Origin of the sequence: Frigoribacterium sp. PhB118, assembly GCF_003751725.1 — a bacterium.
Taxonomy (GTDB): Bacteria; Actinomycetota; Actinomycetes; order Actinomycetales; family Microbacteriaceae; genus Frigoribacterium.
This window is the reverse complement of the sequence record NZ_RKID01000001.1, coordinates 1332904-1356349: the sequence shown is the minus strand read 5'-3', so window position 1 is coordinate 1356349 and position 23446 is coordinate 1332904. Positions and strand designations below refer to the sequence as shown.

The window sequence follows — 23446 nt, the reverse complement described above, 5'->3', positions numbered from 1 at the left end:
CTCAGACGCTGTCGGGGTCGAGGACGAGCGTCGTGCCCGCGAACAGGTGCTGCGCGTCGTCGATGACCTGGAGGCCCTGGTTCATGTAGAGGAGCGCCGAGACCGAGATGCCGAAGCGCCGGGCGACGGCGTCGATGAGGTCGTCGGGCGCGACGGTGTACCGCTTGGGCGAACCGGACGCCGTGGTCGCCTCGAGCGCTCCCGTGGCGAAGGCCACCGCACCCGAGTCGACCGGGGCGATGTTCGTCCCACGCGGCGGCACCGACCAGGCGACCGGGGCGACGGCGAGCACCTTCCCGGCCGAGATCTCGACGGGGACGTCCGGGGAGGTGCTGGTCGAGTGGACGACGAGGGTCGAGAGGTACGACGGCTGGGTGACGGCTCCGAAGCTCCAGGACGCCGATGCCGGGGTCGCGGTGGGCCCCCCGATCTCGGAACCCCCGTCGCCTCCGAAGGTGATGCCGTCGCCGACGGACGGAGCGACCTGGTAGAACGACACCCCCACCGGCACGGGCAGGCTCGAGGTGAAGTCGGTCACGTCGGTCGTGTAGGTGCCGTCGCCGGTGGCGACCACCCGGTAGTGGAAGTGGATGCTGCCCTTGGGGGACGCCACGTCGGACTCGGCGACGACCGTGCCCGCGGGCACCGGGGTGATGAACGGCGCCGGCACTGCAGCGTCCTCGGGCGGCGGGGTGGCCGCCCGGGGCGAGGGCGTGGCGGGGGCGGTCGGCATCGGCGACGGGGAGGCACTCGGGGTGGGTGTCGAGGTGCGGGCGATCGTGGTCGGGCTCGCGGACCCGGTCGGTGCCCCGGCCGCGAGCGGGGCGGAGCCGTTCGTGGACAGGACCGCGCTCACGACCACGGCGACGAGGGCCGCGGCGGCGACGACGCCGCCGATGACGGCGAGGCGGCGACGGCGGGACCGGGGGGCGGGTTCGCCGTCCTCGTCGTCGTCGGTCGCGCCGACCGGGTCGGCCGAGGCAGCGCTGGCCGTGCCGACGGTGGTGGCCGAACCCGCGGTGCCGGGGTGCGACCAGGCGACGAGTCGGGGTCCGGCAGCGTCCGACGCGTCGACCGTGACGGCGTCGTCGTCGGTGTCGGACGCGGGGGGCGCGAAGGGTTCGTGACCGGGCGTGACTCCCTCGTCGTCGCCCGCCCCCGGTGTGTGTCGTGCCATGGTGCCCCCCTCGGCGACGATCCTAGGCGACGGCGTGGACCGGGTCGAGACCGATCGGTCGGGTCCCGGTCCGGGTACGAACCTGGAACAGCCTGTGAACCCCGACGGCCCGCGGACACCCGGCCTACCGTCACGGGTGTACCGGGTCAGTCCGGTCGACCGACAACCAGGAGGTACGTCATGTCCGTTGGTGACAAGGCAAAAGATTTCGTCCAGAAGGCCGCCGGCAAGGCCGAAGAGGCCGTCGGCAAGAGCACGGACGACGAAGAGCTCACGAAGCAGGGTCACAAGGACCAGCACATGAGCGACGAGCGTCTCGAGACCGAGAAGGCCAAGGACGACCTCGGCAAGAACTGATCGTCCCACCGACTCCGGTCGGCACCACGAAGGGCCCGGCATCCGCGGATGTCGGGCCCTTCGTCGTCCCGGCGGAGACCGGGGAACGAGCGGGTAAAGGTGCAGAGTGTGCAAGAACCTGGCCGAGCGTGCTTCGGTGGAGACATGAAGCGTCCGTTCCGTTCCCTCGTCCCCGCCGCGGTCGTCGTGGCGTCCTTCGCCGTCGTGCTCTCGGGCTGTTCGGCCCCGGGCGGCCCCGAGACGACGGCGGCCCCCACCGTGACCGTCACGGCCTCACCGACGACCGGCTCGTCGGCGACCGACTCGCCGACCAGCGCCTCCTCTCCCACGGCGACGCCGGGTCCCGACGGGGCGTCCGGCGGTGGCGGCGACCTGGGCGACGGTGCCCCGGGTGACGCGGCCTCGAGGTGCACGGTGGGCGAACTCACCGCCGAGATCGCCGACGGAGGCGGGGGTGCGGCCGGCAGCTACGGCGTCGCGATCATCCTGACCAACGGCGGTCAGCGCTCCTGCACCCTCCAGGGCTGGCCCGGCGTCTCGTTCGTCGGGGACGGGAACGGCACCCAGATCGGCGCCTCGGCCGCGCTCGACCGCTCGACGCCGCACGAGGCCCACGCGCTCGCCCCCGGTGCCGAGGTGCAGACGATCGTGCAGATCGCCCAGACGGGGAACTACGACGCGTCCGAGTGCCGCCCGCAGGCGACGGACGGGTTCCGCGTCTACCCGCCGGGCTCGCTCGAGTCGATCTTCGTCCCCGCCTCGGGGTCGAGCTTCGAGGCGTGTGCGAACGCCCGAGTGCAGCAGATGAGGGTGAGCGCCCTGGCCACGTTCTGACGGCACGCTGGCTCGGCCGGCACGCGGGCTCGGCGGCACGCGGGTCCGGCCGGCATCGCGGCCGGGCGGATGGGGATCGTCCTTCCGCGGCCGACGGTCCGACGGCCCGACGTCCACGGACGTCTCGACGGGCGTGCCGGGGCCGGGGCCGGGGCCTGGGTCGTTGGCGGTGTCTATGTCGGTGTCGGTGTCGGCAATTCCTGGCTGGTGCTGCGATGGGGTGCGAGGATCGGCGCGGGACGGGTGCGGGCGTGACGGGAGCCAGGACTTGCCGACAGGGTTTGATGCCGATGCCGATGCCGATGCCGATGCCGGTGCCGGTGCCGGTGCCGGTGCCGATGCCGGGTACGGTGCCGTGCCGGTGTTGCGGTCGCGGTGTCGGCAATTCCTGGGCGGTGCTGCGGTGGGGGGCGTGGGTCGGCGTGGGACGGGTGCGGGCGTGACGGGAGCCAGGACTTGCCGACAGGGGGGACGGGACGCACGCTCCGCTCCGGGGCCTAGAGACGCGCCTCGGTGCGTCGCGGCTTGAGACGGGTGGGCGCATCGGAGGCGGCGACCCACTCGCAGGTGAAGGCGCCGCGGTAGCCGAAGAGGAATCCGAAGCGGTGGTTGTGCACCTCGAGGTCGACGTGGAACGACTCGTCGTCGTCGGACCACCACTCGTGCAACTCGGCCCGACCGCTGAACAGCATCGGGAAGCGGAACGAGACGGGGCCCTCGTGGAAGCGCTGCGCCCCGGATCGCAGCACGAGGCCGCCGCGGTCGTCGACCGACAGGTCGAGGTCGACCGCGAGGTGCTGGTGTGTGCCGAGGTAGTCGAGCACCCGCCCCCGGTCGAGCACCATCGTCGCGTCGAATCGGACCGGCCGTCTTCCCGCGCGGCGGCGCGGCACCGAGTACGAGCGGACGAAGGTGACCGTCTCGCGTCCGAGTGCGTCGCGGTACGGGTAGTTCTCGATGACGAAGGGCACGTCGTGGCCGACGTCGGGCACCAGGATGTTGCGCAACCGCCCGATCTGCAAGAACGGGACCGTCCACCACGGGCCCCGCCGGATCGACGACATGACCCCCCGGCCCACGCAGGCCTCGCCCGAGTCGAGACCGACGCCGAAACGTCGCTGCATCATCGGGTGCAGACGCGGGAAGTCCTCGCCGAGGGCCTGCTCGAAGATCGACGTCATCGGGGTGACCGCCTCGCGGGGTCGGGCAGCGCGGCCAGGGTGACCGGCGCCTCCTTCAGGTGGTCGCCCGCGCGCGTGCCGCCGGCGGGCGCACGCAGGGTGCGGGAGGCGCGGGGGCGGTCCGGACGCCAGAACGCGAGAGCGCAGGCGAGCGGCCACCGCTCGGGTTCGCGGCCGGTCTCGAGCCAAAGGCGCAGGCGGTCGAAGCTGTACGCCGTCGCCCAACCGAGCAGCGGACGCACGACCAGGTCGAGCGGGCCCCAACCCGGGTCGTAGTCGTAGCCGGTCACGAAGCGCGTCCGTCCGTCGGCGGTGGGGACGTAGCGCCAGTACCCGCGACCGGCCCGGATCGGCGAGAGGACGTCGTCGGTCGCGAAGCGCAGGGCGGACGTGCGCGAACCGTCCCGGCCGTGGCGCTCGCCGATGCTGACGCCCGTGCCCCGGACGGTGTGGACGGGCGTGCGGCGGACGTAGCGGAACGGGGTCGACCCGTCGGCGTCCGGCGGCCCGGGGGTGATGCTCGAGAAGCGGACGTCCCAGCGGACGTGCTGCGCGGGGTCCTGCGTGGCGGCCCAGACCCGGTCGAGGTCGGCGTCGATCACGGTCTCGACGTAGATCTGACGTTTCCCCACGATGGCGAGGCTAGGGCATGGTGACGGCCGGGTGGACACCCCGCGACGCAGGTCACGGCCGGATCTAGGCTCACCCCATGGACGAGAGCTTCGGGACGGTCCGCGACGCGTTCGGGGCGGCGGCGCGATGGTTCGCCGAGACGGTGCACGAGCTGGACCGGCCGCCGGCCCTCTGGGACGCCCCGGCCCTCGGCGAGTGGAACCACCGCGACCTCGTCGGCCACACGTCGCGGGCCCTGCTCACGGTCGAGCAGTACCTGCGGCCCGGGTCGTCGGATTCCGGCCACCGGACCGTCGACTACTACCGGGCGGTCCGGTGCGGGCGTGCCGACCCGGACGAGGTCGCCGAGCGGAGGCGGCAGGCAGGACGGGACCTCGGCGCCCACCTGCCCGAGAGCATCGACGCCGTCGTGCGACGGGTGACCGGCGTGGTGGCTGCACGGACCGCGGACGCGCGGGTGGAGACGCCGGTCGGCGAATGGCGGCTCGAGGCGTACCTCCCGACGCGCGTCGTCGAGCTCGTGGTGCACACGGGCGACCTCAGGGCGGCCGCCGGGCTCGACGGGCAGGCGCCCGAGGTCGCGGGTCGTCAGGCGCTGGTGGTGCTCGGGGCCCTCGTGGCCGATGCTCCGTGGGCTGACGCGCCGCGCCTCCTGACGGCCCTGACGGGTCGCTCGGCGCTCGCCGCCGGGTACACGGTGCTCTGACGGGGCCGCCGGTCCGCTGTCGGACGACGGAGCGGGCCCTCGCGGGTCCGGGTTCGACTGTCGGTGTCGGTGTCGGTGTCGGTGTCGGCAATTCCGGGCTGGTGCTGCGGCGGGGTGCCGGCTTCCGCGAGGGAGGGGAGCGGCTGCGACAGGAGTCAGGATTTGTTGACCTGGGGCGGGACGCGTGCCGCGTGCAAGGGGGTGGGCGGACAGGCGTTCAGGTCGAAGCGGATGTCGAGCATGCCGCCGTTGTCGGTGTCGGCAACTCCGGGCCGGTGCTGGGACGGAGTACCGGGACCACCGGGGGAGGAGAGGTACCGCGACGGGAGCCAGGAGTTGCCGACGGGGGGGCGCTGTCGGTGTCGGTGTCGGCAGTTCCGGGCCGGTGTCGCGGCGGGTGTCCGGATCGAACGGATGGCGGGGTCACACCCCCCAAGGGAACGACCGAGCCTGTCCTGGACGGATCACCGTCCGGTCGAGTCGTCGACCCGCTGGAAGAGGACGTGGTCCTGCCAGCGGCCCGCGATCTCGAGGTAGGACGGTGCGATGCCGTACTGCTCGAAACCGGCCTTCCGCAGGACCCGCTGTGAGGCGACGTTGTGACGGAGCGTCCCCGCCTGGACGCGGTGGAGGCCGGCGTCGCCGAACGCCCAGTCGACGGCCTCGCCGACGGCCGAGGTCATGATGCCGCGCCCGTTGCGGTCCTCCGACAGCCAGTAGCCCAGGTCACAGGACCGGAAGGGGCCACGGGCGATCCCGCTGAGGGTCAGCCGGCCCACCACGGCACCCTCGTCGACGATGACGAACGGCTGCGCCTCGCCGCGGGATCGTTGCGCCAGCAGCGACGAGATCACCGACAGCTGCCCCTCGGGCGTGAAGTAGGCGTCACCGCGCACGGGGTCCCAGGGCGCCAGGAACTCACGGTTGCGCGTCAACGCCCGGGCCAACTCGGGGGCGTCTCGCGGCTCGATCAGGCGGAGGTGGGAGGACACGGGTTCACGGTACCGCCGGAGACGCGGCCCGAAGTCCTCGTCGTCGCCGTCGTCATCGGGACGACCTCGGGTTCGTACTCGTCCCACGGGGCGCCGTCCTCGACGCTCGGCACGAGCCCGTAGGGATCGAGTGCGTCGAGCTCGACGAGCACCCGGTCGACGAGGTCACGCCAGGCCTGACTGCGGCGGGGTTCGTCGACGTCCGCCTCTCGTCGACGGAGCAATCCGCGGCTGGCCCTCACCGCGCCTCCGGACGCCCGGCCTCGTCGAGCGCGCGCAGCAGCGCCTCGCCGTCGCGCACGTCCACGAAGGTCATCGGCAGCGGGGCCATGACCCCGTCGAGGCCCGTGTTGGTCAGGCCACGCTGCCGTGCGCCGAACGGGGTGTTCCCCGTGATCGAGTCCGTCCAGTCCACGCTGACGTGGGTGCGGTCCCGGGACCACGAGACCTCTTGGTTCTGCTGCTTCGCCGGCGCCTGGTGGACCGTCGACCCGACGACCAGGAACGACCGCTGGTCGGTGACCGCGTAACCCGTCTTCGCCTTCCGGGCCCGCTTGAGCAGGAACCTGCCGACCACGAAGAAGAGGCCGATCGCCACGAAGACCCCACCGAAGGCGACGAAGAACCACGACGCCCCGTCGCGCAGCGCGGAGACCTCCCAGAAGATCGCGAACCCGCACCACAGCAGACTGAACGGCACGAGGAACAGGTCGTTGCGACCGAAGGTCACGCTCTCGTCCGGGCCGCCCGACCAGAGCAGGTGCTCGCCGGGGCGCAGCTCCGGCTGGACGAGGGCACGTCGGTCGTCGGGCACGCGGGCGTCGGGAGCGCTCATGGTCGAGAAACTACCGTGACGCGTCCGCCGCCGTCACCGCGCCCGGGCTGGGGTGCCGTCAGGCCCGGGGCCGGTCGAACCGGGCGCCGCCGGGCTTCGGGCCGAGCAGCGACAGGATGAAGAGGACGAATCCGCCGAGGTACGGGACGAGGTTGATGAGCAGCAACCACCCGCTGAGGTCGATGTCGTGGAGTCGCCGCGCTCCGAGGGAGAGGAACGGCACGATCGTCCCGAAGAAGAGGATCGCGAAGACGAAGCCGAAGGGGATGGAACCGGGTCCGGGTTCGAGGGTGCCGTCGTAGTCGGTCGTGCTCCCCGGGAGGCCCGCGAGGAACCCGACGATGCCGAGGACGAAGTAGAGGACCGTGTTCGCGAGGACCACCCACCAGTACTCGCTGCGGCTCGCGCGCCCCGTGAAGTCGGCGTACTTGAGGAAGAACCGCTTCACCGCGACGACCGGGCCCGCCCCGTACAGCGGCGCCCAGAGGGGGACCGACCCGCCCGGGCCGGAGGGCGACCCCTGCGGCGGCTGTCCGTACGAGGGCTGTGCGTATGGGGGGAGGCCGTACCCGGGCTGCTGCCCGTACGGCGGAGGCGTCGGCTGCCCGTAGGGCGGCTGCTGCCCGTACGGCGGAGGCGGCTGCTGCCCGTAGGGCGGAGGCGGCTGCTGCCCGTAGGGCGGAGGCGACTGCTGCCCGTAGGGCGGGGGCGTCGGCTGCCCGTAGGAGGGCTGCCCGTAGGGCGGCTGCTGCGGCTGCCCGCCCCGCTGGTCCGTTCCGTCGTTCTGGTCGCTCATGAGATCCCCCTCGTCCGCGCCGCCCACCGCGACCCGACCACCCTACCGAGCGGGGGCGTCGTACCATCGGACCGTGAAGACACCGGCCGTCCTCCGTGACGATTCGCCCGAGGCCGCCGCGCTCCTCCGCGCCGGGTGGACCGTCGCGGCCCGGTCGTTCGGTGCCCGGCTCGACGGCGACCGCGTCGACCGTGACCGCCTCCGCGCCCTCGCGTCCGGCAGGGTCGCCGACGTCACGACCCGCGAGCTCGGTCCGCACGACGTCGACGACGTCCTCGCTCTCGACGCGCAGACCCTCGACGGCTACCCGGGCAGCGTGGCCACACGGCACGAGCCCTTCGACCGGTCGTCGGCGACACCCGGACCGACCCGCCGGGCCTGGGGTGCCCTCACGTCGACGGGTCGCCTCGTCGGCCTGACCGTCGTCGACCTCGACGGTCCCACCGCCGAGACGGACGTCACCGTCGTGCACCCCGATCACCGCGGTCGAGGCCTCGCCGCGGCGGTCAAGGCCGCGTCGGTGCTGGCCCTCCTCGACGCCGGCGTGCTCCGCTTCCGCACAGGAGGTCCGTCGACAACCTCGCGATCGTCGCCACGAACGCCTCCCTCGGCTACGTCGTCGACGAGGGCTGGCTCACCCTGGTCGCACCCACCCCCTGAACGTCGGTCGAGTGGTCCCGAATCGTCCCTCGTCGGCCGACGAAGGACGATGGGGGACCACTCGACGCGACCGCGGGAGTGATCGCGCGGGCCCCGGGATCAGCCCCAGCCGCCGAGGTAGGCGGCGACGCTCGGCTCGCCCGTGACGGGCGTCAGCCAGTCCACGGAGGCGCGGTGCGAGACGAACGCGACGCCCGCCCCCCAGCGTCGGGCGCGCAGGACGGCGCGACGCGACTCGACCGTCACGAGCACGCGGCCCGACGGGTCCGCCAACTCGAGCGTGCCGAGCGACCCGACGCCCACCGCGTCCGTCGCCGTCCGAAGGTCCCGCGCGACGTCGTCCCCGAGGCCGACCGCAGCGGCCAGGGCCTGCACCCGGGCGTCGTCCGAGCCGCCGGCCTCCACCGCGGGCAGTACCCGCACGGGCCCGTCGAGCGTCACGACCACCCGGGCACCGCCCAGCGCCGCGGCGGCAGCGTCCGACGAGCGTCCTCGCACCCGCTGGTCCGCCTCGAAGACCGGGGCCACGTCGTCCGGCACCACGACCGTCGCGTCCGGCATCGCCGCCAGCACGCTGTCGACCGCCACGAACGCCGCACCGGCCGAGATCGACGTCCTGACGGAGGCGACCAGGTCGACGCAGACGTCCACCGCGCGACTCCGCACTCCGAACCCACGCGAGCCGCGCACGGCGATCAGGTCCGCGAGGCGCAGGGTCTCGCCGTTCTTCTCGGCCTGACGCCGCGCCTCCTCGTCCTCGCGAGCGACCGCCGACCCTGCCGACGCCGCCGACGCCACCGACCCCGCCGAGGCCGCCGACCCGGCGCCGGCACCCGTGGCCCGTCCGGCCCAGTCCGGCCCGTCGTGCCACGCCACGGCGCCCGGCACGTGCGCGAACACGCCGCCGGCGAGCCACGCGCGGTGGGCCCACTCCCAGTCCTCGCCGCCGTAGCTCGTGAACGACTCGTCGAAGCCGCCGACCTGGTCGAAGAACCAGCGGGTGCAGCAGGTGACCGCCCCGATCAGGTGGCGGTACGACCGGTCGTCGGCGTGCAGCAGGTCGGCCGACCAGCCGTACGCCTGCTGCAACCAGCGCGGCTGCTCCAGCTCGTGGGCCGGCCCGGCCACCTCGACCGGCTCCGACACCGGCACGGCGACGCCGTCACCGCCGACGCCGGCCACGCCGTCACCTGCGCCGCCGTCGCCACCCAGCACCCCCGCGAAGTCCGCGTGCTTCCGCTGGCCGACCGTCACCGCCTCGGGGGCGAGCGCCGGCAGCCGGGTCAGCCGTAGCACGTAGTCCGGCTCGGGTGACGTGTCGGCGTCGACGAAGCACAGCACCGACCCCGACGACGCGGCGACGCCGACGTTGCGGGCGGCCGAGAGCCGGAACCCGAGGTCCTCCTGCACGATCAGCCGCACCCCCTCGGGCACGGTGGGTGGCGTCGGCGATCCGTCGTCGACGACGATCACCTCGAGCCGTTCGGCCGGGTAGCTCTGACGCGCGAGCGCCGCCAGCGTCCGGTCGAGCTCGGCCTGCTGGCGGTAGTGCACGACGACCACCGACACGAGCGGCGGCAGGTCGGGCCACACCCCGTCGAGGGCGTCCCACGCGTTGCCGACGACGAACCGTCCGCCCGCAGGAGGCGCGGTGTCGGTCGCGTCGGACACCGGCGACCCGGCGTCGCGGCTCACCAGCGCACCCCCTCGGCCCACCACGCCGCGTAGGCGTCGGCCACCTCGTCGAGGCCGGGCAGGGTCCGGGCGTCGTCGTCGAGCCAGGTCGACGCCGGGTCGGCCAGGGCGGTCGCGATCGCCGTCGCCAGACCGCCTTGGGGGTAGAGCGTGAGCGTGCCCGGCCGGAGGGCGGCCATCTCGCGCGAGTACCTCGTGTCGGGCACGAGCGGTCGTCGCCCGGCCGCGATCCAGGTCGCGATCGATCCGGAGGCCGACACGTGCTGGTGCGCCGCCACGGGCACCGACGCGCGCCGGGCGCGGTCGAGAAGCGTCGCGTCGTCGAGGTAGCCCGTCGCGCCGAACGGCACGCCGAGCGCCGCCGCCTCGTCGACCAGCTGCTGCAGCTCGGCCTCGTGCCCCGAGGAGGCGCGGCCGAGCGCCACGACGCCGGTCGCCCGCGCGTCCGGTCGCGTCGCCCCGTTGCCGCCCCGGTCGCCGGCGGCGTCGAGCCGCGCGGCCGCGAGTCCGGCCACGGCCGCCACCACCTCGGCGTGCCCCTTGCCCGGGTAGAAGAAGCCGATGACCGCGACGTCGCCGTCCGGCTCGGGGAGCCAGGCCGGCCCGGCGGGCTCGGGGAGCCCGGCCGGCCCGGTCCGCTCCGGCGGCAGGGGGTGCCGGTCGACCGGCAGGGGGATCACCTCGACCGGGCCGTCGAAGCCGACCCACTCGCGCAGGAGGGAGCGCTCGTGGTCGCTGTTGACCACGACGCCTCGCGCGGCGGCCACCACGCGACCGTAGGCCTCACCGCGCCTCCTCAGGTTGCGCTCGCCGTCCGACGGCTGCGGCAGGTCGTGCAGGGTGACCGTGAGCGCCGTCGTGTCGGCCAGGTGCTCGACGACGTCGGCCGCCGCGGTCGGCGAGGGGCCCCAGAGCCGGTCGGTGAACTGCAGGTGGGCCCGCGGGACGCCGACGTCGACGCTGTCGGCCGGGCCCGCGTCGTCGCCCTCCTCGACGTCCGGCACGTCGAGCAGGTCGGCGACGTCGAGGGCGAGGTGCCGACCGGTGCGGGCCTCGACCGTCGCGGCGATCTGGGCCGCGTAGGTCGCGACGCCGTGCTGCGGATCGTGGTGCGTGACCACCACGGGCAGCTCGACGAGGTCGATCGTGGCCGCCGCACCGTCCCGCGCGGTCGACCGGGCCGAGTCGCGCGCGGTCGCCTCGCGGGTCGAGGGATCGACCGCCCCGCCGCTCACGCCGCACCCCACAACGCGAACGCGTCGGCGTGCCGGGCCAGGGCGGCCTCGACCGCGTCCGGGTGCTCGGCGTACCAGGCGAGGTGTGCCCGACGGACCTCGTCGGCGTCGACGCGCTCACCGCCGACGACCCAGTGGTCGGTCGCCTCGTCGTCGAGGCCCCAGGCGTCGATCACCGCCTGCTCGCGCGGGGCGTGCACGCTCGCCAGCACGGGTCGGCCCGGGTCGACGACGTGCTCGGGCAGGCCGAGGCGCTCGCGGACGCGCGAGGCGAGGGCCGTCCAGACCGGGTTGCCGGGGTGGTTCAGGGTGCGCATCTGGTCGAAGCGCGGCGTGCCGGCCCCGTCGTCGCCCGCGCCGACCTCGAACAGGTCCGACGCGACGACGCTGTCGTGGGCGACCTCGCGCTTCCGCAGCTCGGCCAGCGACTGCTCGGCGACCGACCGGACGACGGCGGGCGTCAGGGCGCCTCCCGGGAGGGGCCGCCCGGCGGCCTCGGCGATCAGCCGGACGTCGTGGTACTCGACCACGGGCGGCACGAGCGAGACGTCGCTCGGCGGGCGCACGATGACGTGCGCGGGGTAGAGGCCCGCGAACCGGACGACGGGCACCCGGACGACCCGCGCCTCCCGGGGCAGCATCGCGGCCAGCTGGGCCGTGCCGAGCGGGAGGTCGTGGTAGTCGTCGCGCACCGGTTGCGAGACCAGCAGCCCGGCCCGGCCGAGCCACCGGCCGAGCTGCGGCAGGTCGGCGGCCGTGAGCTCGTGCACGGGCGGCATCCGGACGGTCGTGAGGCCCGCGCCGTCGAGGAAGATCCGCAGCGACTCGGCCTGGCAGTTGCCCACCACGAGGGCGATCGCCCCGTCGCCCTCCGGCTCGCTCAGACCGTAGAAGTCGCCGTAGTGACGGGTGCGGCCGTCGGGTTCGGTTCGCTGTTCGGACATGCTTCCCTCCGGCCCTCGCTCGGAACGGACAAAGGGGGTCGCGCGGGCCTATGTTGAGTCAACAGCGACTTCCCCGGTCGCGTCATCCTTTCCCGCCGCCAGCCCCGGCACACCTCACCCGCATCGTCGCGGGTGCTCGTCGTCCCGCGAGACAGGCCTCGCGCCGGTCCGCCACGGCGAGCGACCTGATCACGCCGAGGAGGCCCCGATGACCCATCACGCCCCGACGTCGCCGTCGACCACGGCCCCCGCGTCCGACGAGACCGTCGTCGCGCCCCTCCGCGTGGCCTCCGTCCCGGCCGGCCACCCGTACGTCCGCTCGTTGCTCGACCCCGACGACGCCTCCGGCCGCGTCGTCCACCTCGCCGACCCGCTGCCCGACCCCGCCGAGCCCGACCGCTGGTGGCCCCCGGTGGTGCTGGACGCCGACTGGCTCCGCGCCCACGCCGATGAGATCGACCTGCTGCACGTGCACTTCGGCACCGAGTCGTACCCCACCGCCCACCTCGTCGCCGTCGTCGAGGCCCTGCGCGACCTGCGCAAGCCGCTCGTGTACACGGTGCACGACCTGACGAACCCGCAGCTCGTCGACCAGGCGCCCCACGTCGAGCACCTCGACGTGCTGATCCCGGCCGCCGACGAGTTGATCACCCTCACCGACGCGGCCGCCGACGAGGTCGAGGCCCGTTGGGGTCGTCGCCCGACCGTCATCGCGCATCCGGCCATCGTCGACCCCGAGGTCGAGCTGCCGGTCGGCACACCCGGTGACACGGTCGTCGTCGGGGTCCACCTCCGCGACCTGCGCCCCAACGTCGCGGGCGTCGAGACCGTCCGCACCCTGCTCGCGGCGGTCGACGCCCTGCGCGCCACCGGTGCCGCCGTGGAGGCGCGGGTCGACCTGAACGAGCGCGTGCGCGACCCCGAGCAGGCCGAGCGCATCCGCGAGCTCGTCCGGGCCGCCGGCCCGTCGGCGTCCCTCGCCGAGCACCCGCGCCTGACCGACGCCCGGCTCGAGCGGTCGCTCGCCGACCTGGACGTCTCGGTGCTGCCGTACCGCCACGGCACGCACTCGGGCTGGGTCGAGCTGTGCTGGGACCTCGCCGTCCCGGTCGCCGCGCCCCGCGTCGGCCACGCCGCGGCGCAGCACCCCGACCGTGGGACCACCGCCTCCTTCGACCTCGACGACCCCGCGTCGCTGGCCGCGGCCGTCATCGCCCTGGTCAGCCCGCACGCCGTCGACGAGACCGCCGACGCACACGACGCCCCGGCCCGGGTGCCGGCCTCGCGCCGCGGCACCCCGCACCGCGCCGCCCTGCAGCGGCAACGTCGGTCCGTGCGGCGACGACAACGCCACGACGTGGCCGCCGCGCACCTCGCGGTGTACGAGCGCGCCCTCGCGACGGCCGCGGCGGTGACGGCGTGACCCGCGCCTCCCGGCCCCTGCGCATCGTCGTCGTGGCGCCCCTGCGCTACCCGATCCGCGAGCCGTTCGCCGGCGGACTCGAGTCGTCGGTCCACCACCAGGTGCGCACCCTGCGCGAGCGCGGTCACCGCGTCTCGCTGATCGCCACCGAGGGGTCCGACCACCTCGACCAGAGCCCGCCCGAGTTCGTCCTGCCCGCCGTGGTCTTCGACGACCCGGCCGAGGCGACCGACACGACCTACCCCGACGGCTACCTCGAGCGCGCGCTGCCGGCGCTCGAACGCGCCCTGCAGTTCGTCGCCGACCACGCCGACGACTACGACCTCGTCGACAACCACAGCCTGCACGGCGCCCCGCTCGCCCGGGCCGACCGCATCGGCGTGCCGATGGTCAGCACGCTGCACACGCCGACCCTGCCCGCCATGCTCGCCGCGCACCGCTCGTCCACCGGGCCGCGCAGCCGCTTCGTCGCCGTCAGCGGCCACACCGCCGCCGCCTGGGCGAGGGAGGGCGTCGAGGCGAGCGTCCTGCCGAACGGCGTCGACACCGAGCGGTGGGGCTTCGGACCCGGGGGCGACGACCTCGTCTGGTCTGGCCGCATCGTCCCCGAGAAGGGGCTGCACCTCGCCCTCGAGGTCGCCCGTCGCGCCGGGCGCCGCCTCGTGATCGCCGGTCGCATCGGCGACGTCGACTACTTCGAGACCGAGGTCGCCCCGCACCTCGGAGCCACCGCCCACTACGTCGGCGAACTGCGCCAGCCCGAGCTCGCGGCCCTCGTCGGCCACAGCGGCTGCGCCCTCGTCACGCCCGTGTGGGAGGAGCCCTTCGGACTCGTCATCGCGGAGGCGCTGGTCACCGGCACGCCGGTCGTCTCGTTCGCCGTCGGGGGAGTCCCCGAGGTCGTGGCGGGTTCGGTCGGGGCCGCCCTGGTCCCCGCCGGCGACCTCGACGGCATGGCGCGCGCGGCCGACGACCTGCTGCGCCGGGTCGGGACGGACGCCGACGCCCGCCGCACCGTGCGGCAGGACGCCGTCGACCGGTTCTCGCTGCGAGCCCGGGCCGCCGTCCTCGAGCGGCTGTACGCCGACGTCGTGGCCTCGGACGAGCGCGCGCCGGGCACGTCCGCCGTCGCGGCGACGGAGCCGACCGGCGTGGGTGGCCGGCACCGTGCCTCCTCGTCCCTCGCCGGCGGCCTGTCGGCCGTGCGCCCGGCCGGCACGGGCCGACGGGTCGTGACGGCGTGACCTCGACGGTCGCCCGCCCCCTCGTCGGCTGGTACGTGCACCACCACGGTGCCGGGCACCGCACCCGCTTCTCGGCCGTCCGGCCGCACCTCGACGCCGACGTCGTCGTCTTCAGTTCGCTGAGCGCCCCCGTCGACCTGCCGGACGACACCACCTGGATCGAACTCGAGCGCGACGACGCCCCGACCACGGGCCCGGACGGCGTGGTCCGTCACCCCGCCGACGCCTCGCCGACCGTGGGAGGCCTGCTGCACTGGGCTCCCGTGGGGCACCCCGGGCACGCCTCCCGCCTGGGCCGCATCGCCGGGGAGATCGCCGGGGCGGCGGACGGCGGGCGCCCCTTCGACGCGATGGTCGTCGACGTCTCGGTCGAGGTGACGCTCTTCGTGCGGCTGCTCGGCGTCGAGGTCGTCGTGGTCTCGCAACCCGGCGACCGGACCGACGAACCCCACCGACTCGCCTATGACGCGGCGTCGCGCGTGATCGCGCCCTGGCCCGCCGGGACGCACGACTCGTCGGCGCTCGACCGGGTCGCCGAGAAGGTGCGCTGGGTCGGCGGGATCTCGCGGCAGGACGGGCGCGGGGCCTCGGACCGCGGGTCGGCCGTCGTGCCCGGCAGCGTCCTCTTCGTGGGCGGTGCCGGCGGCAGCGACCACGGGGACCTCTCGGCCGCGGTCGCCCGCGCGGCTCGGGCCACGCCCGGCACGACCTGGTCGGCCCTCGGGCTCGACACGTGGGTCGACGATCCGTGGGAGGCCATGACCTCGGCCGAGGTGATCGTGACCTGGGCCGGCCAGAACACCGTCGCCGACCTCGCCGCCCTCGGCGCACGTGCCGTGGTCGTGCCGCAGACCCGACCCTTCGACGAGCAGTTCACGACCGCCCGGGCGCTCGACCGGGCCGGCCTCGCCGTCGTGGCGCCGTCCTGGCCCGTCGACGACGAGTGGCCGTCGGTGGTCGAGCGCGCCCGGGGGCTGCGGCCCGACTGGTCGGCGTGGCAGGTCGAGGGGGCTGCCGCCCGCGCCGCCGCGGTGGTCGCCGAGGTGGCCGGTCGGGGCGCGCACGGCGTCGGCCCCGCGCGCGCCGAGCCCGTCGTCGGCGCCGAGCCCGCCGTCGGTTCCGACCTCGCCGTCGGCACCGACCTCGCGGGGGTCGCCTCGTGACCGTCGTGGTGGTGACCCTCGCGTCCGCCACCCGGATGAAGCACGTCGCCAACCAGCTGCGGTTCGTCCGGCAGGTGGCACCCGACGCCGGCCACGTGGTCGTCTGGCTCGACGAGACCCCCGCCCCCGACGTACCCGCCCTGGCCGGGGTCACGACCCTGCACGTCCCGCCGGGTCCCGACGGCCTGCGCCTCGCCGCCGGACGCAACCGCGGAGCCGACGCGGCCGTCGGTCACGGTGCCACGCTCATCGTGTTCCTCGACGCCGACTGCGTCCCCGGCCCCGACCTCTTCCGCCACTACGAACAGGCGGCGCTCGACCACCCGGGGGCTCTCCTGAGCGGACCCGTCACCTACCTGCCCGAAGGGTTCGTGCTCGGCGCCGGCGAGGGGCTCGAGGGGGCGACCGCTCCGCACGCGGCGCGACCCGCGCCTCCTGCGGGGACGACGCTCGTCGCGGGCGCCGCGGACTATCCGCTGTTCTGGTCGCTGTCGTTCGCGGTGACGCCGGACGCCTGGGCGCGGCTCGGCGGCTTCGACGAGCGATACGAGGGCTACGGCGGCGAGGACACCGACTTCGCCTTCACCGCGCGCTCGCTCGACGTCCCGCTCGTCTGGGTCGGCGGCGCCCACGCGTACCACCAGTACCACCCGACGTCGTCACCGCCGTGGCGCCACCTGTCCGACGTCGTGCGCAACGGCGGCCTCTTCGCCGAGCGGTGGGGCGAGTGGCCGATGGGTGGCTGGCTCGACGCGTTCGAGCGGGCCGGCGCGGTGCGCCGGGCGGCCGACGGCGGCTGGACCATCGTCGAGGGCGCGGCCGTCCCGAGCTGACCCGCCCCGGGCTGACCCGCCCCGAGTCGCCGGGCCGAGTAGCCCGCCCCGAGTCACGGGCCGGGATCGCACCGCCGACTGAGCATCGCACCGTCGAAGTGGGCGGTGCGACGTCCAGTCGGCGGTGCGACGCCACCCCGCGGTGGCGCAAACGACTCTCAGCGCAGGGCCGTCTCGTCGAGGCCCAGCGCCCGTCGCGCCTCCGGCGCCCCGTCGACGTGCGTCGTCCACGACGGACGCACGAACGAGTCGCGTTCGAGCAGCAGGTGCTGGTCGATTTCGGCTTGGCCTCTCGGTGCGACCCGCGACACACCGTTGTCGACGTATCCGAGTCGCCGGGAGACGCCGAGCGACGCGGCGTTCCACTCGGCGGCGCTCGACGTCGCGACCTCGGCGCGGAGGTGGTCGAAAGCGAAGGTCAGCGCCGCGGCGCGCATCTCGGTGCCGAGGCCCTGACCGTGGGCCGAAGCGGTCAGCCATGAGCCCGTCTCGACGGTACGGAGGGTTGTGAACCGGCGGGCGACCAGGTCTTGCATCCCGATCGGGACCCCGTCACGACGGGCGACCAGGTTGAGGGACCAGGACTCAGGGGTGAGTGCGGCGCGTTGGCGCCATTGGTGCCGGGCCAGTCCCGCCGTGAGTTCGTCGTCGGGCAGGTCGGTCCACGGCTCCGAGAACGGCATGCGGGCGGGGTCGTGGATGCCGGCCCTTGCCGCCTCGACGAGGCCGGGCAGATCGTCGTCCCGCAGCACCCGGAGTTCGAGACGCGGGGTGCGCAGGCACAACCGGAACAGGGGCCAGACGTCGACGAGGTCCATCGCCCGAGCCTAGTGAGCCGAGGAGGCGCGGCGCGGCCGGGTCAGTCGAGCGTGCCCTGGTCGGACGACTTCTTGTGGGCGATGGCGTCGCGTTCGGCGGCGAGGGACGCGACGGTGGCCGGGTCGAGGGCGTCGTAGTCGACGAACGGGTCGGGCTGGCCCGTCTTGTCGGCGACGACCGCCGAGTAGGCCGAGACGGCGAGTCGCAGCTTGGCGGTCGCCCGACCGGCGCGCTTGCTCGACAGCGGTTTCTCTTGCATGACCTTGCGGTGGTGGTCGAGCGCCTCGACGAGGTCGCGGTGGGCCGTCTTGAGCTTTTTCGCCATGTGACGATCATGCCCACCCGGGGCCGATCTGCCAACACGGTCGTGGCCGCGGGGGACCGGTCGGGGGACAAGCCGCCGCGGGGGAGGAAGCGAGGCCCGGGTGCTTTCACAGCGGGCGGCCACACTGCCGTAACCTCCCGGGCGGACCATCAGGCATGATCTCGCTGACCGGAGTGATCCGCCCCACCGACGAGGTGGCCGTGCTGCACGTCGTCGAGCAGAAGCTCCGGCGGCACTTCCCGGCGTTGAGCGCCGCGTCCGAGGTGCTCGTGTTGCAGGCCTGGGGCCTGCCGGTCCGCGTCACCGAGCAGTTGGCGCGGCTGCGGCTCGACGTCGTGGTGGGCGACCAGGACGAGGCGGCCACGTTCCGCGACACGGTCGGCGCCGAGTTGCGTGGCTGGTCGGGGTCGGGGTCCGGCTCCCTGAGGGTCGACTGGACCGAGGACGTCCTCCCCGCCGTCGCGCCGGCCACGCTCGGCGAGACCGCCTGACCGCGACGACCGGGGACGCCGACGGGACGACCTCCGGGGTTTCCCGGCCCGCGCCTCCTATGCTTCGTCCCGACGAGGGTCTCCCGAGCCCTCTCTCGCCGAGGGGGCGCGCATGACCGACGACGGACGCACCGAGCGAGCACTCGACGACGCCGACGGCTCGACGAGCCGAGGAGGCGCGGTGCGCGAAGGCGGGATCGCCCGCCACGGTCGCCTCCGCCGTGGGCACCCCGTGGCGTTCGCGGCGAAGGTGACGGCGGCCGCGCTGGCCGTGGTCCTCGTCAGCACGACCTCGATCGCGGCCATCGCCACGTGGCAGGTGCTGCAGGGTGCGAGGCCCACGGTGCAGCTCGCCGGACCCGACGGCTCGTCCGCCTCGCCCGTGCCGCAGCTGACGGCGCAGACCGGTGAGGTGAACCTGCTGTTGATCGGCACCGACACCCGCGAGGGGCTGGGCACCGGGTTCGACGACGCCGCCAACCAGCAGGCCAGCTCGGGGGCGGGCAAGAACGACTCCACGGTGCTCGTGCACATCTCCGAGGACCACACGAACATGGCGGTCGTGAGCTTCCCGCGCGACCTCATCGTGCCGATGCCGGCCTGCCCGAACGACGACGGCACGGTCAGCCCGGCGACCTCGGGCGCGATGCTGAACACCGCGCTGGGACGTGGCGGACCGAAGAACGGGCTGTCGTGCGTGGCCCAGACGATCGGACAGCTGACCGGACTGCAGATCGACTACGCGGGATCGATCACGTTCGAGGGGGTCGTGTCGATGGCCGACGCCATCGGCGGCGTCGAGGTGTGCCTGGCGACGCCGATCCGCGACACCGAGGTCCAGCCCGCGCTCGACCTCCCGGCCGGCACGCGGACGTTGTCGGGGGCCGAGGCCGGAGCCTTCCTCCGCTCGCGCTACGGGGTCGGCGACTCGAGCGACCTCGGGCGGATCAGCAACCAACAGACGTTCCTCTCGGCGCTCGCCCGGCAGACGGTGTCGGCGGGAACGCTGACCGACCCGACCAAGGTGTTGGCGATCGCGAGGGTGGCGTTCGCGAACATGACGCTGAGCGACACGCTGGCCGACGCGTCGACCCTCGCCAAGCTCGCCCTCGCCGTGAACACGGTCGGGCTGTCGAACATGGTCTTCGTGCAGTACCCGGCGGTGGACGACCCCGCCGACCGCAACCGCGTGCTGGTCGACGAGTCGGCGGCCGCGGTGCTGGACGACGCCCTGCAGCGCAACCTGCCGCTGACCCTCTCGGCGGACAGCCTCGGACGGTCGGCGGTGCTCGACCCGGCCGCCCCGGCCGCGCCGGGTGTGTCGGCGTCTCCGTCCACGGGTGCCGGGGGCGAGCCGTCGGGCGAGGCGACCGACAGGGCGGTCGACGTCGTCCCGGGCGCCGGAGCGACCCCGGCGCCGACACCCGCACCGACCTCGGCTGCCCTGCCCGGGAACGTCTCGGGCCAGTCCGCCGACCAGGTCACCTGCGCCAAGCGCGACTGACGAGCGGTCGAGTCACCTTCTTCCGGGGGTTCCCCCTCCCTTCGACGCGCCCTAACATGGCAACCGACATGTGAACTCGGACATGTCACCTTCCGGGTGGCGTGTCGACGATCGGCGAAGGGGCCACACGATGAAGACGACCACATCGATCCGAGGGGTCGGTGCGACGGTGGCCCTGGCCATGGTCACCGCGGCCTTCGCGGCGACACCGGCCGCGGCGACACCGGCTGCCGCGGCGACGCCCACCGCCACGGAGCCGGCTGCTCCGACGTCGGCCCCGGCTGCCGCCGCCTCGACCGCGACCGTCGACCTCGACATCGAGCGCCGCGCCGACGGCAGCGGCCCCTTCACGCCCGCCGAGGGCCCCGGTGCCGACGCCGGCGCCTCCAACGGCATCGTCCGCACCTTCGACGCCATCACCTACCGCGTGACCGTCAGCGCCAACGGCGGCTCGGTGACGAACGAGCGGTTCACCGTCACCGCACCCGACGGCACCACGTGGGCCGGGATGCCGAACACCTGCGAGGTCGACGGCTCCGCGATCGTCGGCCCCGAACTCACCTGCAACGTCGGCACCGTCGGCGAGGGGCAGGTCCTCGCGACCCCGGTCGTCCTGACCATCGACTCCCGGGCCGGCGGCGGCACGGTCGCCATCACGGGCACCGTGACCGGTGACGGCGTCGCCGAACCGGAAGGGCCCGTCACATCCGTGGCGACGACGGTCTCCGCGGCACCGCGCTTCGACCTCGCGAAATCCGTCGCGAACTCCACCTTCCACCCCGGTGTCGTCGGCCCCGACGGAACGGAGGGGACGGTCCTCCAGTACCCCGTGACCGTCGCGTGGGAGCCCGTGGTCCCCGGGCAGGGGCTCCTCGGCTACGAACGCTCGAGCGGCACCTTCACCTTCCAGGACGACGTCTCCCGGATGTTCGGCGACCTGCCGTCCCCCGCGGTCCTCTTCGGCCACGACGGGCGGGCCGCCTGCGGGCTCAACGACGGGCGCACCTTCCCGGTCCTCCCCGGCGGCAGCGGGGGGAGGTCCACGACGGTGCTGCACTCCGGCCGCTTCGAGTGCACGCAGTCCGCTCCGGGGCAGCCCGTCGAGGTGACCATCACGGGCACCGACACCGACATCACGCCGTCGAGGGGCATCCCCTCGCAGAGCGCCACCGGCCAGCCGATCCAGGGGGGCGTCAAGCCCTACGTGATCAGCGGGTACATCAGCATCTGGGTTCCCGCCCTCGACGCGGGCCAGTCCCTCATCGCGACCAACACCTTCACCCCGCTGCAGACCACGGGCATCAGCGGTGCGTCCAACTTCCCGGGCTCGACCGAACCGCTGGCGAACAACTCGGTCGACCGCAACCTGTCGTTCTTCGTCCCGGGAGGGGGCTTCAAGCACCTCGGCCAGACCCGGGCGGACGGCTCCACCGCCGTCGGCTCCGCGAAGTCGGGTGACCCCTACGTCACCCCCGGGACGCGCCTCCGCTCCCAGGTCTCCCTCGCGAACAGGGGCGTCTCGGACTACGTCGGGGCGATCGCCTGCGACGTCTACGACAACCGCTTCCAACAGCTGACGACGCTGTTCGGCGAGCACGCCACGACCAACGGCTGGAACGAGGGCGTCCGCATCGAGTACGCGGCGTTCTCCTTCTCCGACCCCACCGTCGGTCGGGACGCCACGTGCGACGACTCCGACGGTCCCTGGTACGACAGCCCCGACGACGTCCCCGGCGGTGTCGACGCGATCGGGAAGATCCGCGCCGTCGGGACGGTCGCCGGTGGGCGGGCCGGCAACCTCTTCAGCTACTTCGAGGTGCAGGCCGCCCCGAACGACACCCGCGTCCACGACTTCGGCTCGTTCTTCGACGGCACGAGCGCCTGGGTCCACGACACGGCGCCCGCGGCCAACGGTGTCGGGCCGCTGGCCGACAGCGTCATCGTCACCCAGGTCAGGGCCCGGGTCGTGAAGAAGGTCGTCGACCCCGGCACCACCGCCGAGACCACCCCCGACAAGACCGCGTTCGTCGTCGCCGGCACGAGCATGGACTACGCCCTCTACCCGACGCTCACGAACGCGACGGAGGGGGGCCGCCCCCAGGTCCTCACCGTGACGGACGTCCTGCCCGAGCACACGACGTACCAGCGTGGCTCGAGCTCCCTCGAACCGACGAGCGTCGAGACCACGACGATCGACGGTCAGCTCCACGAGACGATCGTCTGGACCCTCGAGGACGTCGTCCCCAACCGTCCGATCGCGCCCCTCACGTACCGGCTCGACGTGTCCGGGACGGCCCCGCCGGGTTCCGTGAACAACACCGCCCACGTCGCCGCCGACGACGACCTGTCGCCCGAAGGGCTCCGCACGGCACTCCGAGGCGTCCGCGTCGAGTCCTCGAGCGGCATCGGCGTCCAGAAGACCGCGAAGGAGCCCACCGTCGTCGTCGGCGACGACCTCGTCTGGACGCTCGAGTACCGCAACACCGACTCCGTCCCCATCGCGGCCGTCGACCTGATCGACGTCCTGCCCACCGTCGGGGCCAGCGGTGGGCAGGTCGACCTCGCCGCCCCGGTCGAGGTCGACCCCGACGCCGGTGAACGCGTCCGCTACACGACCGCCGCCCCGGGCGGCATCTCCTTGGACGGCGACGACCCGAGCAACGCCCCCGGGGGCGACACCGCCTGGTTCGACGCGTCCCGCATCGGGACGGGCGGCGACCAGGTGGCGCTCGAGGACGTCACCGCCGTCCGCATCCAGCGGACCACGGCCGTCGAGGTCGGCGAGGTCGTCACGCACGACCTCACCGCGGCGACGACGGAGGCACGTGACGGGGACGTCGTCACCAACCGGTTCGGCCTGCGCGCGACGAACCTCGCGCTCGCCGCGTTCTCGAACCGGGCCGCCATCACCGTCGTCGCCGGAGCCGTCGGCGATCGCGTGTGGGACGACGCGGACGCCGACGGGCTCCAGGGGCCTGCCGAGGCCGGCATCCCGTTCCTCCCGATGACCCTCACCGGCACCGACGACCGGGGCCGTCGGGTCGAGCGGCGCACCACGACCGACGTCGCAGGCACGTACGTCGTCGACGGGCTCCGCCCGGGGGAGTACACCGTCGCCTTCTCCTCGTTGCCCGACCGGGTCTGGACCGCACGCCACCAGGGAGACGACGACACCGTCGACTCCGACGCCGGGCTCGACGGAACCGCGACGGTGGCGCTCTCGACCGTCCTCGAGGGGGACGAGCTCGTCGGGGTCGACCGGGACCTCGGCATCGACGCGGGCCTCCTGCCGGCCGTCGACCCGGGGGAGCCGGTCGATCCCGGTGTGCCGGTCGACCCGGGTGTGCCGGTCGACCCGGGCGCCCCCGTCGACCCGGGCGCCCCCGTCGACCCGGGGGCACCCGTCGATGCCGTCGGTGCCGCGGGCACGACCTCGGACCCGTCGACCGGGCCCCGAACGCCACGGGGTGACCGTCTGCTCGCCTTCACGGGCAGCGAACCGGCCGTCCTCGGCATCGCGGCGCTCGGCCTCCTCGGTCTCGGTGCGCTCCTCGCCCTCGCCGCGCGGCGACGGCGGGACTCCTGAGCGTGTCCCGTCG

General features: G+C 74.2%; 23 protein-coding genes. 11 read left to right on the top strand and 12 right to left on the bottom strand.

Going from position 1 to position 23446, the window contains the following annotated elements:
• Position 1: 1 nt before the first annotated feature.
• Positions 2–1177 (bottom strand): LysM domain-containing protein, encoded by a 1176-nt coding sequence (locus EDF21_RS06210; protein ID WP_056046806.1) that lies wholly within the window; start codon positions 1175–1177, stop codon positions 2–4.
• Positions 1178–1357: 180 nt separating this feature from the next.
• On the opposite strand from EDF21_RS06210, the gene EDF21_RS06205 reads away from it, so the two are divergent.
• Both EDF21_RS06205 and EDF21_RS06200 read left to right on the top strand, forming a co-directional pair.
• Positions 1358–1534 carry a CsbD family protein gene (locus tag EDF21_RS06205; RefSeq protein ID WP_123570628.1) on the top strand — a complete coding sequence of 59 codons (177 nt, stop codon included), beginning with the start codon at positions 1358–1360 and terminating at the stop codon, positions 1532–1534.
• A 144-nt stretch (positions 1535–1678) separates the two neighbouring features.
• Positions 1679–2368: a DUF4232 domain-containing protein gene (locus EDF21_RS06200; RefSeq protein WP_123570627.1), complete on the top strand. Its 690-nt coding sequence runs from the start codon at positions 1679–1681 to the stop codon at positions 2366–2368.
• Positions 2369–2865: 497 nt separating this feature from the next.
• Here EDF21_RS06200 and EDF21_RS06190 read toward each other — a convergent pair whose 3' ends face one another.
• Together EDF21_RS06190 and EDF21_RS06185 are read right to left on the bottom strand one after the other, a co-directional pair.
• Positions 2866–3549, bottom strand: a complete 684-nt coding sequence (locus EDF21_RS06190; protein ID WP_123570625.1) for a DUF4166 domain-containing protein — start codon at positions 3547–3549, stop codon at positions 2866–2868.
• The gene (locus EDF21_RS06185; protein ID WP_082460343.1) at positions 3546–4181 is read right to left on the bottom strand and encodes an SRPBCC family protein; all 636 of its coding nucleotides are present in this window, start codon (positions 4179–4181) and stop codon (positions 3546–3548) included. Before EDF21_RS06185 ends, EDF21_RS06190 begins: the two co-directional genes overlap by 4 nt.
• Before the next feature lie 77 nt (positions 4182–4258).
• Between EDF21_RS06185 and EDF21_RS06180 the strand changes: the two genes are divergently transcribed.
• Complete coding sequence (locus EDF21_RS06180) at positions 4259–4888, top strand: maleylpyruvate isomerase N-terminal domain-containing protein (protein ID WP_123570624.1); 630 nt, start codon at positions 4259–4261, stop codon at positions 4886–4888.
• A gap of 464 nt (positions 4889–5352) precedes the next feature.
• Here EDF21_RS06180 and EDF21_RS06175 read toward each other — a convergent pair whose 3' ends face one another.
• From EDF21_RS06175 to EDF21_RS17030, 4 genes are read right to left on the bottom strand one after another with little or no spacing between them, the layout of a single operon-like run.
• The gene (locus EDF21_RS06175; RefSeq protein ID WP_123570623.1) at positions 5353–5880 is read right to left on the bottom strand and encodes a GNAT family N-acetyltransferase; all 528 of its coding nucleotides are present in this window, start codon (positions 5878–5880) and stop codon (positions 5353–5355) included.
• Entirely contained in the window at positions 5859–6122 is a 264-nt protein-coding gene (locus EDF21_RS06170; RefSeq protein WP_123570622.1) for a hypothetical protein, read from the bottom strand. Before EDF21_RS06170 ends, EDF21_RS06175 begins: the two co-directional genes overlap by 22 nt.
• Positions 6119–6715 carry a hypothetical protein gene (locus EDF21_RS06165; RefSeq protein WP_123570621.1) on the bottom strand — a complete coding sequence of 199 codons (597 nt, stop codon included), beginning with the start codon at positions 6713–6715 and terminating at the stop codon, positions 6119–6121. Before EDF21_RS06165 ends, EDF21_RS06170 begins: the two co-directional genes overlap by 4 nt.
• A gap of 58 nt (positions 6716–6773) precedes the next feature.
• On the bottom strand, positions 6774–7511 hold the full coding sequence (locus EDF21_RS17030; RefSeq protein WP_123570620.1) for a DUF805 domain-containing protein: 738 nt from the start codon (positions 7509–7511) through the stop codon (positions 6774–6776).
• A gap of 73 nt (positions 7512–7584) precedes the next feature.
• Between EDF21_RS17030 and EDF21_RS06155 the strand changes: the two genes are divergently transcribed.
• Positions 7585–8253, top strand: coding sequence for an acetyltransferase (locus EDF21_RS06155; protein ID WP_233568372.1), 669 nt, complete (start codon positions 7585–7587; stop codon positions 8251–8253).
• Between the two features lie 17 nt (positions 8254–8270).
• Here the strand turns inward: EDF21_RS06155 and EDF21_RS06150 are convergent, their stop codons facing one another.
• Genes EDF21_RS06150 through EDF21_RS06140 form a run of 3 tightly spaced genes read right to left on the bottom strand, consistent with a single transcriptional unit; the run spans position 8271 to position 12045 of the window.
• Positions 8271–9866 (bottom strand): glycosyltransferase family 2 protein, encoded by a 1596-nt coding sequence (locus EDF21_RS06150; RefSeq protein WP_233568371.1) that lies wholly within the window; start codon positions 9864–9866, stop codon positions 8271–8273.
• On the bottom strand, positions 9863–11101 hold the full coding sequence (locus EDF21_RS06145) for a hypothetical protein (protein WP_148053643.1): 1239 nt from the start codon (positions 11099–11101) through the stop codon (positions 9863–9865). The genes EDF21_RS06150 and EDF21_RS06145 overlap by 4 nt, the downstream gene beginning before the upstream one ends.
• Positions 11098–12045 carry a WcbI family polysaccharide biosynthesis putative acetyltransferase gene (locus EDF21_RS06140; RefSeq protein WP_123570618.1) on the bottom strand — a complete coding sequence of 316 codons (948 nt, stop codon included), beginning with the start codon at positions 12043–12045 and terminating at the stop codon, positions 11098–11100. The genes EDF21_RS06145 and EDF21_RS06140 overlap by 4 nt, the downstream gene beginning before the upstream one ends.
• Positions 12046–12253: 208 nt before the next feature.
• Here EDF21_RS06140 and EDF21_RS06135 point away from each other — a divergent pair, with 208 nt between their 5' ends.
• The 4 genes from EDF21_RS06135 to EDF21_RS06120 are packed head-to-tail and all read left to right on the top strand — an operon-like array spanning position 12254 to position 16708.
• Positions 12254–13468: a glycosyltransferase gene (locus EDF21_RS06135; protein WP_158612864.1), complete on the top strand. Its 1215-nt coding sequence runs from the start codon at positions 12254–12256 to the stop codon at positions 13466–13468.
• Complete coding sequence (locus EDF21_RS06130; RefSeq protein ID WP_123570616.1) at positions 13465–14712, top strand: glycosyltransferase; 1248 nt, start codon at positions 13465–13467, stop codon at positions 14710–14712. Before EDF21_RS06135 ends, EDF21_RS06130 begins: the two co-directional genes overlap by 4 nt.
• Positions 14709–15875: a glycosyltransferase gene (locus tag EDF21_RS06125; protein ID WP_123570615.1), complete on the top strand. Its 1167-nt coding sequence runs from the start codon at positions 14709–14711 to the stop codon at positions 15873–15875. Before EDF21_RS06130 ends, EDF21_RS06125 begins: the two co-directional genes overlap by 4 nt.
• On the top strand, positions 15872–16708 hold the full coding sequence (locus EDF21_RS06120; protein WP_123570614.1) for a glycosyltransferase family 2 protein: 837 nt from the start codon (positions 15872–15874) through the stop codon (positions 16706–16708). Before EDF21_RS06125 ends, EDF21_RS06120 begins: the two co-directional genes overlap by 4 nt.
• A gap of 158 nt (positions 16709–16866) precedes the next feature.
• On the opposite strand, the gene EDF21_RS06115 is transcribed toward EDF21_RS06120, so the two are convergent.
• Both EDF21_RS06115 and EDF21_RS06110 read right to left on the bottom strand, forming a co-directional pair.
• Complete coding sequence (locus tag EDF21_RS06115; protein WP_123570613.1) at positions 16867–17526, bottom strand: GNAT family N-acetyltransferase; 660 nt, start codon at positions 17524–17526, stop codon at positions 16867–16869.
• Positions 17527–17567: 41 nt separating this feature from the next.
• The gene (locus EDF21_RS06110) at positions 17568–17852 is read right to left on the bottom strand and encodes a hypothetical protein (protein ID WP_043595140.1); all 285 of its coding nucleotides are present in this window, start codon (positions 17850–17852) and stop codon (positions 17568–17570) included.
• 155 nt (positions 17853–18007) lie between these two features.
• Here EDF21_RS06110 and EDF21_RS06105 point away from each other — a divergent pair, with 155 nt between their 5' ends.
• The 3 genes from EDF21_RS06105 to EDF21_RS17175 all read left to right on the top strand — a co-directional run bounded on the left by EDF21_RS06105 (position 18008) and on the right by EDF21_RS17175 (position 23433).
• The gene (locus tag EDF21_RS06105; protein ID WP_123570612.1) at positions 18008–18343 is read left to right on the top strand and encodes a hypothetical protein; all 336 of its coding nucleotides are present in this window, start codon (positions 18008–18010) and stop codon (positions 18341–18343) included.
• Positions 18344–18455: 112 nt separating this feature from the next.
• Positions 18456–19847 carry an LCP family protein gene (locus EDF21_RS06100; RefSeq protein ID WP_123570611.1) on the top strand — a complete coding sequence of 464 codons (1392 nt, stop codon included), beginning with the start codon at positions 18456–18458 and terminating at the stop codon, positions 19845–19847.
• Positions 19848–19977: 130 nt separating this feature from the next.
• A complete protein-coding gene (locus EDF21_RS17175; RefSeq protein ID WP_123570610.1) occupies positions 19978–23433 on the top strand; it encodes an SdrD B-like domain-containing protein in 3456 nt (1151 codons plus the stop codon).
• Positions 23434–23446: the final 13 nt, after the last annotated feature.